The sequence below is a fragment of the Cohnella fermenti genome (genome assembly GCF_004801405.1).
Lineage (GTDB): Bacteria > Bacillota > Bacilli > Paenibacillales > Paenibacillaceae > Cohnella > Cohnella fermenti.
The window spans coordinates 91,010-108,782 of record NZ_SSOB01000007.1 but is presented as its reverse complement, the minus strand read 5'-3'; the positions used below and the strand labels follow the sequence as shown (position 1 = coordinate 108,782).

The following is a 17,773-nucleotide window of genomic DNA, read 5'->3' as shown; positions in this document are numbered from 1 at the left end:
GAATCTATCGTTATCGCAGCATATTCTATTTTTTTCGACAGGAAATTCATATAAAATAGAATAGCAAGTAAAGAGCGCGCAATTATTCGATTAAGGGGGCAAGCGACGCCATGAACCCGCACGTCATCTTCGTTGTCGAGGACGATCCCGACATTCAGGACTTGATCACGTCCTTCCTTCGGCACGAGGGCTACGACGTTCACTGCGCGTCATCGGCCGCCGGGGGGTTCGAGCTGCTCTCCTCCCGCGAGCCGGATCTCATCGTCCTCGATATCCAGTTGCCGGACATGGACGGCATTACGTTCTGCAAGCATATCCGTTCCGACTATGCCAAGCCGATTCTGTTCGTCACCGGCAACCGGCAGCAGGAGGACAAGATCCAGGCGCTCATGTCCGGAGGCGACGATTATATCCAGAAGCCGTTCGACCCGCTCGATCTGCTTCTCCGGGTTCGCGCGAACCTCCGCTGGAGCGCGCTGCTGGCAGCCGGCGCCAGAACGGAGGAAGCGAGCGAGCTGGCATTCCCGGGGCTGCGCATCGATCTGAAGCGCATGGCCGTCTGGGTGAACGAGCGGCAGGTGCCGCTCCTGCCCAAGGACTTCCGGCTGCTGACCGCGCTCGCCGGCCATCCCAATCAAGTGCTTCACCCCGAGCAATTGTACCGCCTGGCCTGGGAGGACGAGAGCAACTTCTCCAAGGACACGGTGAAAGTGCACATCTCCAATCTCCGGAAGAAGATCGAGCCGGTCCCGTCCGCGCCGCGCTTCATCGTCACCGTCGGGAGCCTCGGCTACAAGTTCAATCCCTACGGCGCCGCGGGTTTGCAGACGCCGATGTGACCCGTCCGCTGCCGCGCTCACGCCCATTCGACAATTTTAATAAAAATGGTATTGCTAAATTCGATGTTTGTGCTATTATGATAATGCGTTATTGGAAAGCTGTTATTCAAAATATACGGGAGTCTTTCCAAGCAGATAATTCTTTGACCACATCCGCAAGGAAGTTAAGGCCATACGGACAGCCGGGTCAAATGCCGACTGGCAACATTTTGTTGCCTTATTGATTGAGTTAAAAGCTCAAATTTTATAAGTTTGGTTGCTATCGACCGATGCATAGCATCGCACATCTAACTTGTGAAACGATCAATAAGAGTATTAAAGGCGATTATTTGCTATATAGACTCTGATACGTCACCGATATATTTTGAATATTAAACAGGCTTCCTGCTGAAGCTATGTCCCGTGATCGTTATGCGGCGGCATTTAATATTCCTGATTATCTAAACAAGTGCGATTACGCGATGATGCGTTATTTCCACTTGTTTTTTTGTGCGAATAAAGCCATGGCGAGCATCCGAACCCAACAACATTCCAGGAGCAAGGGAGAGCGAGACAATGGGAAAAGCGCTTATTATCGGTGCCGGTGGAGTGGCCGCGGTGGCCATTCACAAATGTGTTCAGAACAGTGAGGTCTTCGAGGAGATCTGCATCGCCAGCCGTACCAAGTCGAAGTGCGATGCACTGAAGGCGAAGCTTGACGGCGGCAAGACGAAGATCACGACCGCTCAAGTCGATGCCGACAACGTGGACGAGCTTATCGCCCTGATCAATGAAGTGAAGCCGGATATCGTCATGAACTTGGCTCTCCCGTACCAGGACCTGACGATTATGGATGCTTGCCTGGCCACGAAGACGCATTACATGGACACCGCCAACTACGAGCCGGAGGACACCGCCAAGTTCGAATACAAGTGGCAGTGGGAGTACCGCGAGCGCTTCGAGAAGGCCGGCATCACCGCCCTTCTGGGCAGCGGCTTCGACCCGGGCGTCACGGGCGTGTTCTCGGCCTATGCGCTTAAGCACTACTTCGACGAGATCGAGTACATCGACATCCTCGACTGCAACGGCGGCGACCACGGCTATCCGTTCGCGACGAACTTCAACCCGGAGATCAACATCCGCGAGGTTTCGGCCAACGGCCGCTACTGGGAGAACGGCGAATGGATCGAGACGAAGCCGATGGAGATCAAGCGCGTCTACGACTTCGCCGAAGTCGGCCAGAAGGACATGTACCTGCTGTACCACGAGGAGCTCGAATCCCTGGCGCAGAACGTTCCCGGCCTGAAGCGCATCCGCTTCTTCATGACGTTCGGCCAGAGCTACCTGACTCACCTCAAGGCGCTCGAGAACGTCGGCATGACGTCGATCGAGCCGATCGAGTTCGAAGGCAAGCAGATCATCCCGCTCCAATTCCTGAAGGCCGTCCTGCCCGATCCGGCGTCGCTTGGACCTCGCACGGTCGGCAAGACGAACATCGGCTGTATTTTCCAAGGGAAGAAGGACGGCGTGAGCAAGACATACTACGTCTACAACGTCTGCGACCATCAAGAGTGCTACAAGGAAGTCGGCTCGCAAGCGATCTCGTACACGACCGGCGTTCCGGCCATGATCGGCGCGGCGATGGTACTGACGGGCAAGTGGAACAAGCCGGGCGTCTACAATGTCGAAGAGTTCGATCCGGACCCGTTCATGGAAGAGTTGAACAAATGGGGACTTCCATGGGTAGAAGACTTTAATCCTGTACTGGTTGATGACGAGCAGGAATCCGACAAGCAGCAACCGGCGCTGGTCCGCTAAGATGCGCTTCGACCAACTGCCTACGCCGTGCTACGTCGTCGACGAAGCGCTCATCGAGAAGAATCTGAAGATCCTGAGCGGCGTAATGCAGCGAACGGGAGCCAAGATTATTCTGGCCCAGAAAGCATTCTCTATGACAACCCTCTACCCCCTGATTGGAGAATACTTGTACGGCACGACCGCTAGCGGCTTATTCGAGGCCCGATTGGGCCATGAGGAGATGGGCAAGGAGAACCACGTGTTCGCTCCTGCCTACCGGGAAGACGAGATTGACGAGATTATCTCCATCTGCGACCACCTGATCTTCAATTCGTTCTCGCAGTTGGAACGTTACAAAGACCGGGCGCTGCGCGCCGGACGCAAGATCGGCCTGCGCATCAATCCGGAATGCTCGACGCAGGAAGGGCACGAGATCTACGATCCGTGCTCCCCGGGCTCGCGCTTCGGCGTGAAGCGCGAGGACTTCCGTCCGGAGCTGCTGGAAGGCGTGTCCGGCCTGCACTTCCATACGCTCTGTCAGCAGAACTCCGACGACCTGGAGACGACGCTGAACGCGGTCGAGGAGAAGTTCGGCGAATTCCTGCCGCAGATGGAATGGATCAACTTCGGCGGAGGGCATCATATCACGAGGGACGATTACGACCTTCCTCGGCTTGATGCCTGCATCCGCCGGATGCAGGAGAAGTACGGCCTCCAGGTGTACCTGGAGCCGGGAGAAGCCGTTGCGCTCAACGCCGGCTACCTGATCACCTCCGTGCTCGACCTGCACAAGAACGGCATCGACATCGCGATTCTCGACACCTCGGCCACCTGCCACATGCCGGACGTGCTCGAGATGCCGTACCGCCCACCGCTGGAAGGAAGCGGCGAGCCGGGCGAGAAGCCGTTCACGTACCGCCTCGGCGGCCAGACGTGCCTGACGGGCGACGTCATCGGCGACTACTCGTTCGATCGGCCGCTCGTCTGCGGCGACCGGCTCGTGTTCGGAGACATGGCGATCTACTCCATGGTGAAGACGAACACGTTCAACGGCATGCCGCTGCCGGCCATTGCCATCCAGGGCAAGGACGGCGATTGCCGCGTCGTGCGCGAGTTCGGCTACGAGGACTTCAAGGTTCGCCTGGCGTAAGGATAGAATAGAAGCGATGGCAGAATCCAGCTCCGGTTCGATGGACCGGGGCTGGATTTGTTAGTTACCCGATGGCTATCGGATTATATGTGGAAAATCGCATAAAATCGCAAAGAGCGCCGCGCCAGAGGGTAACGGGCCTCAACCGCAAAAGAAGCCGCCAGGGAGAACTTCCCTGACGGCTTCTTGTCTGCCGGAATGATGATGCCTGGCTTAGAGGTCACCCACGTGGAGAGCCCCGTAGTTCATCGCCTTGCTCATGACGAACTTCGCGACCTTCGCGTAGTTCGACAGTTGCTCGGCAAGGCCCAGCTCGGCCAGCGGCGCGACGAAGGACATCAGGTTCAGGATCAGCAGGCCGAGCTCGTTGCGGTAGACATCCCACAGCGCGTCGAAGATCTCTCCGCTGCTGTAGCCTGCTTGCTGCAGTTGGATCGTGGATGAGATCCAGTCCCAGCCCTTCGACTTCATGATCCGCGCCGCTTCATTCTCATCGAGGCCTCCGTCGTGCAGCGCCTTGAAGGCTACGCTGTCGCCGATCTCGGTAAGCATGCTGAGGAAGTCCCCTTCAGAGCCGTCGGCCGCCTCCCTCATTCCTTCAAGCGCATAATCCTTGACCGCGTACAACGCGTCGAACATGTCCATTCTCAGCACAATGCCATTATTGTAGTTGTAGTACTTAATGACGGACTGCGCCAATTCGACCATCGTCAGGTCGGAGCCCTCGGCGATCGCTCGAGCAATAACCGCGGGTGTCCATGTGTATCGCTTGCCCAAGTCCGTAAGCGCGATCTTGCGCATCTCCCCGAAGAGCCACAACCTTGTCATGCCGACGCTGGCGGAGCCCCTGATAATGTCGACCGGTTCGTGCCACCCCGCATCATAGAGGTAGACCATTAGCTTGCCCGTCTTGGCCAGGCCCATCAGGGTCATGATCAGGGCGGTGTCCTCGACGCTGTAGCCAAGCTCATACATGACGGACCCTATCGCCGATTCCGACCCGCCGACCTTGGCCAGATCGGTTAACGGGTAGCCCAGATCGCGTATCTTGGCGACCCGCTCCTTCAAGGTGTAATTGTTATTGGTCATAAGGAGCGAGTCGGTCTGCCTGACATTGAAGCCCAGGTTGTGAAGCTGGTTGATCATCGAGTCCTCCAGCGGTCCTTCTTGGCCCAGAAGCACGTATATGCTCGACAGGTACTCAGGAGCATTAAGCAGAGCCGTTATTCGATCGACTTGACTGATGTTCGGCAGAGCGGCCTTGATGGCCAGGTCCGTACTGCCGTACACATAGCCGAGATTTTTTAACGCCTTGGCGATCACGTCGACCGAATCATTGCCATAGATCTCGACGATCGTCTTCGCTATCACATCGGCCCGGGCATCGTCTCCCATGTAGTAGTTGCGGATCGCGTTAATGATATCGACTTGTCCATAGCCCGCCGCATCCAGGTAACGGGCGATCTCGATGCCATCCGATAGACCGAACCCGTATTGCAGAGCGACATACGTCTCATTCGCGGTACGACCGTACGACCGTTGATAGCTGGAGAACAGGGAATACCCGTCCGTATCGAAGTAGTCGCCGACGGCAGCGATGACGTTCTTCTTGTCGCGATAGCCCATCGCTTCGTACAGATTGCCTGTCGTATCGGCCGGGCTAAGTCCATAGCCGCGGTTCAGCAACCCGATCGTGACGGCAATGTCCTGCCCCAGATTGCTCATGACCTCCGTGGACTGCTTGGCGGTCGTTATGCCGAGCGCCGGCATAATCACGTCGATAGGATACGCGACATCCGGGTAGACGCTGCCTACGACACCGGTCATCATCGCGATAATACCCGAGGACAAGAAGTTGCCATTCGCATACACCTGGAAGATGGCCGTCAGCACGGCTTCGCGGTCGTAGCCGGCTGCCTTCAAGCCATCCGCCATCACGGACGGGTCGGTCACGTTAAAGGAAGCTTTGAGCTGCTGAGCCGCAACCGAAGCGGGAGTTCCGCTCTCGCGGGCTCCGCTCGCCATCGTGCCGAACGGATCGACACCGAATACCGTGCCGATCGCCGCTCCGATCTCGTCGAGCGAGTCGGAGATCTCCAGATTGGTCTTGGCGGCAACGAGAATCTGGGTCACGTTGGTCTTGACCGTATCCGAGTTCGTGCCTCCGAGCGAATTCCGCAGCGCCTCCGTCACTTCGAGAATAGTGAAGCCGAGCTGCTTCAATTGGTACGGCCACTTGCCCGATGCGATGTTCTGAGCAGATAGCACTTGAATGAGCTCGGTAGCGTTGAAGCCTGCACTCTTCAGATTCGTCGTGTTCGAGGTAGCTCCTCGATAGATGTCTGCCGCCGAGAAGCCCGTCTCGCGAAGCACCTTAAGCAGTTGTACCGAACCTACTTGGATGCCGTAGGATGAGCTGATGCCGTTCTGAATATCGGAGACGCTGCTGTAACCCGAAGTCGCCGCGCCTCGCAGCGTCTGAGCGGCAAGCGTCGCGCTAAGCCCGTAGCTATCCTTAAGCGCCTGCGCGACAACGGTGGCCGAGCAGTAATTGCCGTTGCAGAACCTCGACTTAATGAGCAGGTCCAGCAACTGGGCGGGTGTCGGTTCCAGCAATTCCTTCAAGATGCCGATCGACTCGGCAACGCCATAGACCGGAACCAGCTTGGAGCTGATCATCGCAGCCTTGACGGTGTCGCTGCCATCGTAGGTGCCGATGATATACTTCGCGATCTCCATGTTGGTGTAGCCGTCAATCGTCTCGCCTGTCGTCGTGTTCTCTCCGCTGCTCTGCAGCAGGATCATTTCCTCGTCCCAATTCGTCTTGCTGAAGCCCCGCTTGTCCAACAGCATCTGGGCGGGAGCCCCTGCCAGGAAGTCGAGCGAGTAGCCGATATGGCGAAGCTCGAACAGCGCATTGACCGCTTCGGTCGCCGAGATGCCGCTGCCCGGCACCAAGTATTTAAGAATTAAATCCCACGAGAACCCGGCGGCATTGAGCGCGTCTCCGATCGTAATCTCGCCTTCATGGGCCGTCATATATGTCGGTACTCCGTAGCTTACGAGCATCTGAGCGACAGAGGCGAACGAATCGCCGTACAATCGTCTTACCGCGAGGGCTACCTGGCCATAGTCGTAGGGATCGGTGTACTTGATGCCGAGCTCCAGGGAATAGCCGAGCAGCGCCTTGATGATCTGGTCCTTCGAGTATCGGGACGGCACATCGTCCTTGATCGCGCTTGCCGCCTCGGTCGCGCTGAATCCGGCCATCGACAAGTAATCCGCGATCGAGGTAATATCCCATCCGTAATAGTAGCGGAACAAGTAAGTCAAATCCGCCGCCGAGTAGAGCTGCCCCATGACCTCGGAGCTTACTCCGCCCAGCCGCACGATCGATTCGTAGACCGCCTTGATGTCGACGCCTGCGTCGCGAAGATACATCGCTTTGTTCCGCACCGTCTCGTCCGGGTAAGCCGAGTTCAGCATGCCGATTAGGTCGGACACGGCATAGCCGGCGGTCAGAAGCGTAATGACGGCATCCGGGGCCGTGGAGTCATAAGTGTCCCGGAGCGTGATGCCCGCATCCCCCGCAGCGACATCCTCCGCGAGCATGACGCTTGAAGCCTGAAGGGCATTATCGCCGAAGACCTCCTTCAGATTGGCTCCGACATCCTCCGCGAAGCTGCGGTAGAACGGCGCAACCTCCACATACCGTTCGTCCGACACCTCATACACGTCCAAGAGCGCCTGGGCCAACTGCTTGCGGTCGAACGAAGCGCCGATCAATGCCGCTTCCTCGTCCGTGTAGCCCGTAACGATATCCCCATTCTCGTCCTCGTGCTCCAGCACCTTAAGCGCCTTGAGGAAGGCCACGGCGTTGCCGTCGAATACGCCGAAGTACTTGCCGAAGCCGTTGATGTTCAGAATGCCTGCGGCCTGCATGGCGATCAGCAGCGGATAAACGCCTACATCCTTCGAGAGAAGAAGCGTAATCAAGCTCTCGTCGGCCAGCCCGTACACATCGTACAACGCCTGAACGACCGCGTTCGTATTGAAGCCTCCCACCCTCAAGGCGTCGGTGGCCGCATCGGCGTCGAGAGACAGCTCGTCCTTCAGGATCGCGGCGACCTCGGAGGCGGTCTTGCCTTCGACGCGATAATAAGCGGCCATGCCGGACGGTGTGCTGCCGTCGCTGACGGCTTGATTGTCGAAGGCGGCAAGCGGCGTATCATCCGTAGCTGCGATGATTCCCGGCTCGTAAGACACGCGAAGCAGCTTCGCGTCCGCCACATGATCCAGCTTCAGATCGACCTGGTACAGGTTCGCCCTCTGAACGGTGCTCTGAACCGCAATCGGCACGCCTCCTTCCGTCACGACGAGACCCGTGTCGGCTTCCGGCAACGTTGCGAGCGTCTTGCTGAACAGCAGCGATACCTCGGTCTTGTCCGGGCTGAGCATGGCGCCGTTGATCACGGCCGTATCGGGAACGTCGAGGGTATCGACGCCGGTAAAGACGTAGCCCGGCTTCGCGATGGAGAGCGAATATGTCTCCCCTCCGTTCAGATGCCCCTTCGCCTGGAAGGTCAAGCCGTCGTCAATCGACGCAATCGAGGTCAGCAGCGCCGGCATCCCGTCCACGTTGAGCACAAGAATGTCGGAGGCGGTCAGCTCCGGCACCGCTCTGCCGAGACGCATCGTGAACCCGCTCATCGACAGATTCTCGACGGCGATGGAGACGGTCGGAACCGTCGGCTCCGTAGGATCGGTTGGATCTGTCGGATCGGTCGGATTCTCGCCTCCGCTGCTTCCGTCGCCGCCGGAGCCGCTTCCTCCCGTGCCGCTGCCCGATCCGCTGCCCGTGCCGCCGTTGCTTGAACCGCTGCTGCCCGAGCTGCTGCCTGCGCCTTGCTTCACGCTGCCCCCAACGCTCGCTCCCACCCCGTCCGCGACGATGACGTTCTTCGGCGTCTGCGCGATCGTGACGCCATTCGCCGTGACGGAGGCGGTGCCGATCGTTCCGGACCCCGCCACGGTGGCGCTCGCCCCCGCGTTCAGGGTCTGGACCTGCGTGCTCTTGTCCAGCGTCACTTGCGCGCCCTCGGCCTGCGAGGTCAGCGTCAACGTATCGACCGTGCCGCCGGCGATCGTCAAGTTCACCGCGGTGGTCACGACAACGTTCGGGAAGTCGCCGTCCAGCGTCACTTCGCCCGTGGCGGATATGGTAACTGTGCCAAAGCTGGCCCCGTCCCCGCCGACAACCTGCAAGGTCGAGCCGGTGGTGATGACGACCTGATCGACCGATGTGGAGCCTTGCACGACCACGCGAACTTGCCCGTCCACCTTCGTGATGACGATGCGGGTGATGGTCGAGTCGAGCACGTGAACGCTGTTCTTGCCGCCTCCCTTGACGGTCATCGTCCCTTGCACAATGACGTTGTCGAGGGTAACGTCTCCTTCTCCGACCTTCTCTCCCAGAAGCAGGTCGCCCGTCACCATCACATTGCGAAGCGTGACGTTCGCCGCGTTGATGACCAGATCCCCGTCCCATGCCGCCGTGCCGGTCTCGGGCCCGTAGATCCCTGCCTTGTCCATCGTCGCGCGAGCGTCGCCCTGCACGAACTTGGCGCGGGCGCGCTCGAGAATAACGACCATCTCCGCCCGCGTAATCGACTGGGACGCCTTGAAGACATTGCCGTCGTAGCCTTGCATCGTACCCGCCGCCACGTTGGCGCCGACCGCTTCCCGGGCCCAAGTGGCGATGGAGCCCCGGTCCGCGAACTTGTCGGCCTCCGCCGCGCTCGCAGCCGTATCAAGCCGGAGCAGCCTCGCGATCAGCACGGCCGCCTCCTGCCGGGTAACGAGCCCGTCCGGGCGGAACGTGCCGTCGCCCATGCCCTGCATGTAGCCCGCCGCTTGCGCGCGGGCGACCTCTGCCGCGTACCACTTCGACGAGGGCACGTCCGTGTAGCTGACGGACGCCGTCTCCGTGTACCCGATGACGCGGTTGACGAGTGCGGCCAGCTCGGCGCGCGTAATCTCGGCGTTCGGGCGGAACGTGCCGTCCTGGAACCCCGTGATCAGCTCCTCCTTCAGCCACTGCTCGATCGAAGCCTGCGCCCAGTTGCCTTGAATATCGGCGAACGAGGCTTCATCCTTAGAGGTCGAAGCAGCCGCTCCGCCGGCGGCTCCCTGCCCGGCCGCCGCAAGCAGATTGGCGAGCAAGGCGTCCGTGGAGCCTGCCGCCTGCACATTCGTCGGAATCAGTCCCGCCGTCAGCGCTATGATGAGCAAATAGAGAATAACCTTTTTCAACCCCGACACACTCCTTCAACCTACGCATCGTGCGTGATTAGCAGAGCATAGCGCATGCCGGTAAAATGACGGTAAATTGGCGAAAAAAAAGACGACGGTGTCGGAAGTCCGGACTGCGGCGGCAGGCGGCAGGCGTCGGCTTACGCCGAAGGCCAGCCGATGGAGGAAGCGTACCGGCTCGGCGACATCCCTTCCGCCTTCTTGAACTGCTTGCTGAAGTAATAGATGTCGGGAATGCCGACGCAAGCGCCGACCTCCTCGACGGTCAGCCTGCGCTGCGCCAGAAGCCGCTTGGCGTGATCCATGCGCAGCCGAAGCAGATAGGCCGACACGGTCGTTCCCGTCGCCTGCTTGAACAGCGTCCCGAAGTACTTCGGCGTGAACCCCGCCCTCCCGGCGAGCAGCGCCGCATCGATCCGCTCCGCATATCGGCTCTCCATGTAGCGGATCGCGTCCAATACGGTGTCCGCATGCGGGTGACCGATCCGTATCCCCTCCCGCGTCATCAGCTCTTCGCTCAGAAGCGCCAGCAGGCCGATCAAGGCCGCCTTGGTTGTTAGCCTCGCTCCCGTTCCGCCAAGCCGGAAGCCGTCATTCAGCCGCCGGAACGCTTCATAGAAGCCTCTGACGTCGCCGACGGCCATCGCCTCCGGGATGTCCAGCTCGGACAGCTCCACCGACGGACGCTCCTGCAGACGTCCCTTGTTCTCCTCGCCTCCTTGTCCCAGATAGACGGAATATGGCGAGAATTCGTGCCCTTCTCCCAGGTAGACATAATCGAAATGAACCGCGAAGCAATCCATCGGGCGCTCGCCCGTCACGATCATCTCGTTGGCCAGATGGGGCCGAATATAGAACAGGTCCCCGCTCTTCATCTCGTGCCAGCGATCTCCCAGGCGCAGCCGTCCCTCCCCGCTTACGACAAAAATAAACTCGTAATCGTAGATGTGGCGCTCCGACGCAAGGGAGCCCGGCGCGATCTCAACCTCGTGTACATAACGAACGTACGGCGACAGCAGACGGTAATCGATCCGTTGCGGCATCTCCATGTAAGCGCACCTCATTTTCCGACTTTTATACAAATTCATCGAACCAATCTCCATACAACGAATGCTTGTCTCCCATTATCCTTGAATCAAGCGATATATCCAAGGAGGATGATTCCCATGACCATTCAGACAAGAGTACAAACCCCCATCACGCAAGAGCACATCGACTTCTATCGCGAGAACGGCTTCGTGCAGGTCGACAATATGATTGCCCCGGACGAGCTGGCCGAGCTGCGCGAGTTCCTGGAGGAAGCGATGCAGAATGACGGCGACCGCTCCGTCAGCACCGACAAGAAGGGCGGGCTGTACTACCGTGTGCTCAATCAGAAGGTGAGCGTCTGGCGCGATCATGCGGGCATGGGCCGCTATACGACGCATCCCCGGTTCGCCGAGGCCGCCCGGCTGCTCACCGGCGCCTCCGGCATCCGCCTGTTCCACGATCACGGCCTGTGGAAAATGCCGGGAGATTCCAAGGCGACGCCATGGCACCAGGATACGCCTTATTGGCCAGTGAACGAAGCCAATCCCGGCATGATGTCGCTGTGGCTGACGCTCGACGACGTCGACGAGCGGAACGGCTGCATGGCGTTCGTCCCCAAGTCGAACCAGCTGGGCAAGCTGAAGGGCATCGATCTGACGGACCCGCAGAACATCTTCGACTATATCGAAGGGGGACAGGCTGACGCGCAGAAGCCGGTTGTCGTTCCGCTTAAGGCGGGAAGCTGTACCTTCCATGACGGCCTGACCTTCCACTACGCCCATGCCAACTCGACCGACAAGCCGCGCCGGGTGCTGGCGATCATCTTCATGCCGGATGGCGTTACCTACAGCGGCGACCCGCACGTCATTACCGACGGCACAGGTCTGGAGAAGGGACAGCCGATCGCGGGCCCCCGGTTCCCGCTGCTTGCCAGGAAGGGCTGAGGCGATTGCCGGAGCGGCCGTTAACAGACAGAAGACAAGTACAAGGAGGCTATGACGAATGACAGAACACGGCCAGGACGGCGAAGCGGCGGCTTATACTTATACGCCGCTTCGCGACTGGGCGCGGATGCCCGAAGGCATCTCGCTCGGCTATACGCACGGAATCGCGGAGGACGCGGCGGGCCTCCTCTATATATTCAATATGAGTGTCCATGCTGTCGCGATTTTCGCGCCGGATGGGCAATTCGTGTCCTCCTGGGGCGAAGCTTACGCCGAAGGCGCCCACGGGCTGTGCCTGCATCGGGAGGAGAACGGAACCGAATATTTGTATGTCACCGATATCGCCAGGGGTCGGGTCGCCAAGCATACACTGGATGGCGAGGAAGTGCTGACGCTCGGCGTGCCGCCGCTGCCCGACATCTATCCGGAGCCGCGGGCGTACCGGCCGACGGACGTGGACGTCGCTCCGAACGGCGACATCTACGTAGCGGACGGCTACGGCCAGTACCTGGTCCATCGTTACGACCGGCACGGCCAATGGCTGCAGTGCTGGGGCGGACGCGGCGACGGCTTCGACAAGCTGCACGAGCCGCACGGCCTGTGGGTCGACGGGCGCGGCGTCGAGCCGATCGTCTATGTGGCGGACCGCCGGCATCGCCGGTTCGTGAGCTATGACGCGGAGGGCCGGCTGCTGCAGGCGCACGAAGGCGACTTCCGCCTCCCTTGCGATCTGGTCGGCGCGGGCGATCGCTTCTACATCCCCGATCTGAACGGCCGCGTCTCGATCACGGACGCCGACTTCCGCGTCATCGCCCATCTCGGCGAGCCGGACGGACTGTGGCAGGACGCCCGCTGGCCGGCGATCCCGCCCGCCGAGTGGCCGGAGCGCGGCTTCGTCTCGCCCCATGCCCTGCACGTCGACCGCTCGGGCCACATCTATGTCGTCGAGTGGGTGCCGCAGGGCCGCATCACCAAGTGGCTGCCGACCGGCCGGGAAGGTTGACGGGGCGGCGAGGTTGGGGCGGGATCAATCCGGGCGCTGGTTCGAGATTAATCCCCATCCTCTCCCTCGCCGCCATTCGCCGCTCTATTCGACTTATTTGCGTCCTGTCGCCATCCGTTCGCCTACTGTCGCTCCATTCGCGTCCTGTCGCCCCACGTTTGCTTCCTATCGCCACCCGTTCGCTTCCTATCGACCCTCGTTTGCCTCTTATTTCCCTCTATTCGCTCCCACTATTTGCTTCCACTATTCGCTCCCTCTATTCACGCTCCCTCTATTCACGCTCCCTCTATTCGCCCCCTAGTCGCTTCCGATCGTCCCCTGCCGTTCCCCCAGCCCGGTAACTTTTGCGATTTTATGTGGTTTTTCACATTCGTTGGCTTGGATTGGCGGCAATCGCGGCGTTTTATATGATTTTTAGCATATATCCAGCCATTCAAGCCGGAATTTTCTCCATGTATGCTATTTTTCACATAAAACCGTCCAAACTCCCCCTTATCAAGCTGCGCCAATGTGATTTTTCACATAAAATTTGATGGCCCTCGGCTTCGGCGGGCGGGTTTGACGGGGTCGGCGGGTTCGGCGGCGGGGTCGGTGGGCTTGGCGGAGTCGGCGGGGTTGGCGGCGGCTTCCACGGGTTCGGTAGGGGCGGTGGGTTCCGGCGGATTTGTCAGGGTCGGCGGGTTCTGGCAGGTTCGGTGAGCTCGGCGGGTTGTGGCGGTTCTGGCGGATTTGTCAGGTTCGGCGCGTTCTGATGGTTTCGGCGGGTTCTGGCGGATTTGTCAGGTTCGGCGCGTTCTGGCGGGTTCGGCGGCGGGGTCTTTCTCTCTTGGATGGGCTCGGATGGGGGGCCGGGCTCGGCCTATGGCTTCATGCGATGCCAAGAAGTCTCGCGGCGCGCCGTCGGCGTCCGCGAGACCTCTCGCACTTCTCTAACCGTACCGATCCGCACCCCGCCATTCTCAGACGAACCGGTTGCGCAGACGGCCCAAGCCGGCAATCTCGACTTCCGCGATGTCCCCTCGCCGCAGATAGACGCGTTCGCTCTCGGGATAGCCGAGCACGACGCCTTCCGGCGTGCCGGTCAGGATGACGTCGCCGGGAAGCAGCGTCATGTGGCGGGACACGTAGCTTACGATCTCATCGCAACGGAAAATCATATCGGAGGTGTCGGAGCGCTGCCGTGCAACGCCGTTCACCGTACAGCCGATGGCGAGGCGGTTCGGATCGCCGACCTCGTCCGCGGTCACGAGCCAAGGGCCGAGCGGCGCGAAGCCGTCGCAGCTTTTGCCGAGCAGCCATTGCGAGGTGCGGAGCTGCAGGTCTCTCGCCGACAGGTCGTTGGCGCAGCAATAGCCGTACACATGGTCGAGCGCCTCCGCGACGGGAACGTCGCGGGCGGCCCGGCCGATGACGATGGCCAGCTCCGCCTCGTAATCGACCTCGCGCGAGGCCGCCGGGAGCGCGATCTCGTCGCCGTGCGCCGCCAGCGCATTGCCGAACTTGCTGAACAGCACCGGATAAGCCGGTATCGACGCTCCCGTCTCCTCCGCGTGCTTGCGGTAATTCAGCCCGACGCACAGCAGCTTGCCCGGCCGGAGTACGCAGGGCGCCAGCCGCAGCCCTGCCTCCGGCAGCAGCCAGCTTCCCGGCTCGCCCTGCCGCGACGCCCACTCGCAGAGCGCCGTCAGCTCGGCGAGCCCTCTCGATCCGGCCGCGATACAGCCGTCGGTGTCGGCCCCGACCGTCGCCTGCAAATTCGCCGCAGCCGCGGCTGCGGCGACGTCAATGACTCCCGCCTCGGTCGAGATGCCGAGCCGCACGGCATCGTCGGCCGGGCTTCTGTAATTAAGCAGCTTCATGTCGATTGTCTCCGCCTTTCTATATCGCCGTGAATCCTCCGTCGACCATCAGGTCGCTGCCCGTAATGAAGCTGGCGTCGTCCGAGGCGAGGAACGCAACCGCTCCCGCCACCTCCTCCGCCCGTCCCTGACGGCCCAGCATGTGCAGAAGCGAGATGCGAGCGTTCTCCTCCTCCGCGTCGATGCCGAGCAGCTCGCACGACCGCTCGAAGGCGGCGGTCCGGATGTAGCCCGGGCAGACCGCATTGACGCGGATGCCGTCGGGCGCCAGATCGTAAGCCCAGCACTTGGTCAGCCCGCGCAGCGCGAACTTGGTGGCATTGTACGTGGCGAACTGGCGCTGGCCGACGAACCCGCTTACCGACGACAGGTTCACGACAGAGCCTCCGCCGGCTTCCTTCATAAGCGGCACGACCGCTTTGGTCATCGTCGAAGTACCCTTGATGTTGACGCCTAGAATCCGGTCCCACTCCTCGGGCGTCGCTTCCACCCCCTTGAACACGAATGCAGCCGCGTTGTTCACGAGAATGGACGGACGAATCGCCCCGCTCCGCCAACTCGCCGCCAGCTCCTCGATCTGCTGCGGACTCGCCAGATCGACGCGAGCGAAGCGAACCTCGGAGCCGGTCGCGGAGCCGATTGCTCGAGCCGTCCCGGCCCCTTCCTCGTTCCGATCGACCAGCCACACGGAGCAGCCTTCCTCCGCCAGTCGGCGGACAATCGCCTCGCCCAAGCCTTGCGCGCCGCCCGTGACGACGGCGGTTCTGCCTTGTAATCCCCGCATCTCCATCCCCCTCCCGTTCGGTCGGCACTGCCGCTCCCGCGTCAAGGACGCACAATCACCTTGATGAACGGACTGTCGCCCCGATCCAATGCGGCGAAGACCGCCGCTGCTTCCTCCAGTCCGCACTGGGCGGTCCAGCCTTCCATGGCGATGGCCCCCGTCTCGAGCAGCCGGATCGCCTCTGCGAATTCGGCCTCGTCGTAGGTGTAGGAGCCCAGCAGCGCCAGCTCCTTGCGGACGGCCAAATTCATCGGCAACAGGCTGTCGTCCTGGCCGAGGCCGACGAGCACGACACGCCCGCCGGCGCCGACGAGACGAATCGCCGCCTCCCGGGTCTGCCGGACGCCGACGGCGTCGACGGCCGTGCCCGGCCCGTCCTCGCCGAACAGCTCGCGGCAGACGGCCTCCGCCTCCTCCGGCAAGCAAGCCTCGGCGCCCAGCGCGCGGGCGACCGCAAGCCGCGGCGGCTGGCGGTCGACGACGAGCGCCCTGCCGGTCCCGGCCGCCCGCGCCGCTTGCAGCGCGAGCAGGCCGATCGGCCCCGCTCCCAGCACGAGCAGATCCGGCGGCGACGCCCCCTCCGGCGTGCCAAGACGAAGCCCGTGCACGCAGACGGCCAGCGGCTCCGCGAGCGAGGCCAGTGCGGCGTCCATGCCGTCCGGCAACAGAATCGCGCTGCGGGACGGCACGGTCACATAGTCCGCGAACGCCCCGGGCCGGTGGATGCCGACGATGCGCCGCTGCCTGCATACGTTCGGCCGGCCCTCCAGGCAGCGCGGGCAGACGCCGCAGGCGAGCAGCGGATTAACGACGACGCGGCGACCCAAGAGCGAATCGGCCCCGCTGCCCGCCCCGGCCGCGAGCGGCTCAGCCCCGACACTCGTTCCGACCGCGACGACGGTTCCGGCGAACTCGTGGCCCATGACAAGCGGCGCTTGCCTCACCGCACTGTGGCCGCGGTAGCCTTCCAGCTCGCTGCCGCAGATGCCGACGGCGTCCACGCGCAGCAGCAGCTCTCCGGGTCCGGGCTCGGGCCGCTTCGTCTCTTCAAGCGCCAACACCTGCGGGCCGTGCCAGACGAGCGCCCTCATCGGACCGCCTCCACCCCGTTCACCACATGAACCGGGTGTCCGCCCTCCAGCACGCGCCGCACCTCCAGAGCGGCATACCGCTGCAGCCGGAGCAGCGAGCTCTCCGAATACCAAGCGCAATGGCTTGTCACGATGCACGAATCAAGCTGCAGCAACGGGTGCCCCGCCGCGATCGGCTCCTCATCCAGAACGTCGAGCGCCGCGCCGGCCAACCGGCCTTCACGCAGCGCGCGCACGAGCGCGTCCGTGTCCACGACTCCGCCCCGCGACGTGTTGATCAGATGCGCGCCAGGCTTCATCGCTGCGAACGCGCGGTCGTCGAACAGCCGCCTTGTCTGCCCGTTCAACGGCAGATGGATCGAGACGAAGTCGCTCTCCGCCAGCAGCGTCTCCCAGTCCGCCTGCTCCGTGCCGTGCCGGGCGAAGACGTCCGGGGCCGCATACGGATCGTAAGCCAGCGTCGTCATGCCGAACGCCTGCGCGCGGCGAACGACCGCCCTCGCAATATTGCCGAAGCCGGCCACGCCGAGCTTGCGGCCCTGCAGGCCGACGATCGGGCGGCACGGGGCGATCTCCCAGACGCCCTTCCGCACCTGGGCGGCGACCTGCGGAATGCGCCGGACGGAGGCGAGCAGCAAGCTCAGCGCATGATCCGCCACCTCCTCGATCGCGTAGTCGGGCACGTTCGCCACCGGGATGCCCTTCGCCCGCGCCGCCTCCAGATCGACGTTGTCCACGCCGATGCCGTAGCGGACGATGACCTTGCAGCGCGTCATGGCCGCGATCGCCTCGGCGGTGACGGGCGCCCATTGCGTCAGCACCGCATCGGCGTCGGCGCAGAGCGCCGCGACCTCCTCGGCCGTCCGGCAGCGGCCCGGCGCGAGAGACGCCCCCGTGCCCGAGAGCGCCTCGGCCTCCGGCGCCAGATCGGGGAAGCCGCTGTCGGTGACCGCCACCTTCCAGTTGGTCCGAGCTGTCAACATGCC

Annotated in this window: 11 protein-coding genes; 5 read left to right on the top strand and 6 right to left on the bottom strand. The window is 61.9% G+C overall.

Annotation, left to right across the window (positions count from 1 at the left end):
* Positions 1–110: 110 nt before the first annotated feature.
* The 3 genes from E6C55_RS07295 (at position 111) to nspC (ending at position 3,765) form a co-directional block, all read left to right on the top strand.
* Entirely contained in the window at positions 111–839 is a 729-nt protein-coding gene (locus tag E6C55_RS07295; RefSeq protein ID WP_136369120.1) for a response regulator transcription factor, read from the top strand.
* Positions 840–1,394: 555 nt separating this feature from the next.
* Positions 1,395–2,636, top strand: coding sequence for a saccharopine dehydrogenase family protein (locus tag E6C55_RS07290; RefSeq protein ID WP_136369119.1), 1,242 nt, complete (start codon positions 1,395–1,397; stop codon positions 2,634–2,636).
* Position 2,637: 1 nt separating this feature from the next.
* Positions 2,638–3,765, top strand: a complete 1,128-nt coding sequence (nspC, locus tag E6C55_RS07285; protein WP_136369203.1) for a carboxynorspermidine decarboxylase — start codon at positions 2,638–2,640, stop codon at positions 3,763–3,765.
* A gap of 213 nt (positions 3,766–3,978) precedes the next feature.
* Here nspC and E6C55_RS07280 read toward each other — a convergent pair whose 3' ends face one another.
* Complete coding sequence (locus E6C55_RS07280) at positions 3,979–10,077, bottom strand: S-layer homology domain-containing protein (RefSeq protein WP_168735519.1); 6,099 nt, start codon at positions 10,075–10,077, stop codon at positions 3,979–3,981.
* A gap of 140 nt (positions 10,078–10,217) precedes the next feature.
* Entirely contained in the window at positions 10,218–11,126 is a 909-nt protein-coding gene (locus tag E6C55_RS07275) for an AraC family transcriptional regulator (RefSeq protein WP_168735518.1), read from the bottom strand.
* 117 nt (positions 11,127–11,243) lie between these two features.
* Between E6C55_RS07275 and E6C55_RS07270 the strand changes: the two genes are divergently transcribed.
* Positions 11,244–12,050: a phytanoyl-CoA dioxygenase family protein gene (locus E6C55_RS07270; protein ID WP_168735517.1), complete on the top strand. Its 807-nt coding sequence runs from the start codon at positions 11,244–11,246 to the stop codon at positions 12,048–12,050.
* Positions 12,051–12,108: 58 nt separating this feature from the next.
* Positions 12,109–13,053 (top strand): NHL repeat-containing protein, encoded by a 945-nt coding sequence (locus E6C55_RS07265; RefSeq protein ID WP_136369115.1) that lies wholly within the window; start codon positions 12,109–12,111, stop codon positions 13,051–13,053.
* Positions 13,054–14,012: 959 nt separating this feature from the next.
* Here the strand turns inward: E6C55_RS07265 and E6C55_RS07260 are convergent.
* The 4 genes from E6C55_RS07260 to E6C55_RS07245 are packed head-to-tail and all read right to left on the bottom strand — an operon-like array spanning position 14,013 to position 17,770.
* A complete protein-coding gene (locus E6C55_RS07260; protein WP_136369114.1) occupies positions 14,013–14,912 on the bottom strand; it encodes a fumarylacetoacetate hydrolase family protein in 900 nt (299 codons plus the stop codon).
* A 19-nt stretch (positions 14,913–14,931) separates the two neighbouring features.
* Positions 14,932–15,696 (bottom strand): SDR family NAD(P)-dependent oxidoreductase, encoded by a 765-nt coding sequence (locus E6C55_RS07255; RefSeq protein ID WP_168735516.1) that lies wholly within the window; start codon positions 15,694–15,696, stop codon positions 14,932–14,934.
* 41 nt (positions 15,697–15,737) lie between these two features.
* A complete protein-coding gene (locus E6C55_RS07250) occupies positions 15,738–16,787 on the bottom strand; it encodes a zinc-dependent alcohol dehydrogenase (protein WP_136369112.1) in 1,050 nt (349 codons plus the stop codon).
* Positions 16,784–17,770 (bottom strand): C-terminal binding protein, encoded by a 987-nt coding sequence (locus tag E6C55_RS07245; RefSeq protein ID WP_168735515.1) that lies wholly within the window; start codon positions 17,768–17,770, stop codon positions 16,784–16,786. The genes E6C55_RS07250 and E6C55_RS07245 overlap by 4 nt, the downstream gene beginning before the upstream one ends.
* Positions 17,771–17,773 lie beyond the last annotated feature (3 nt).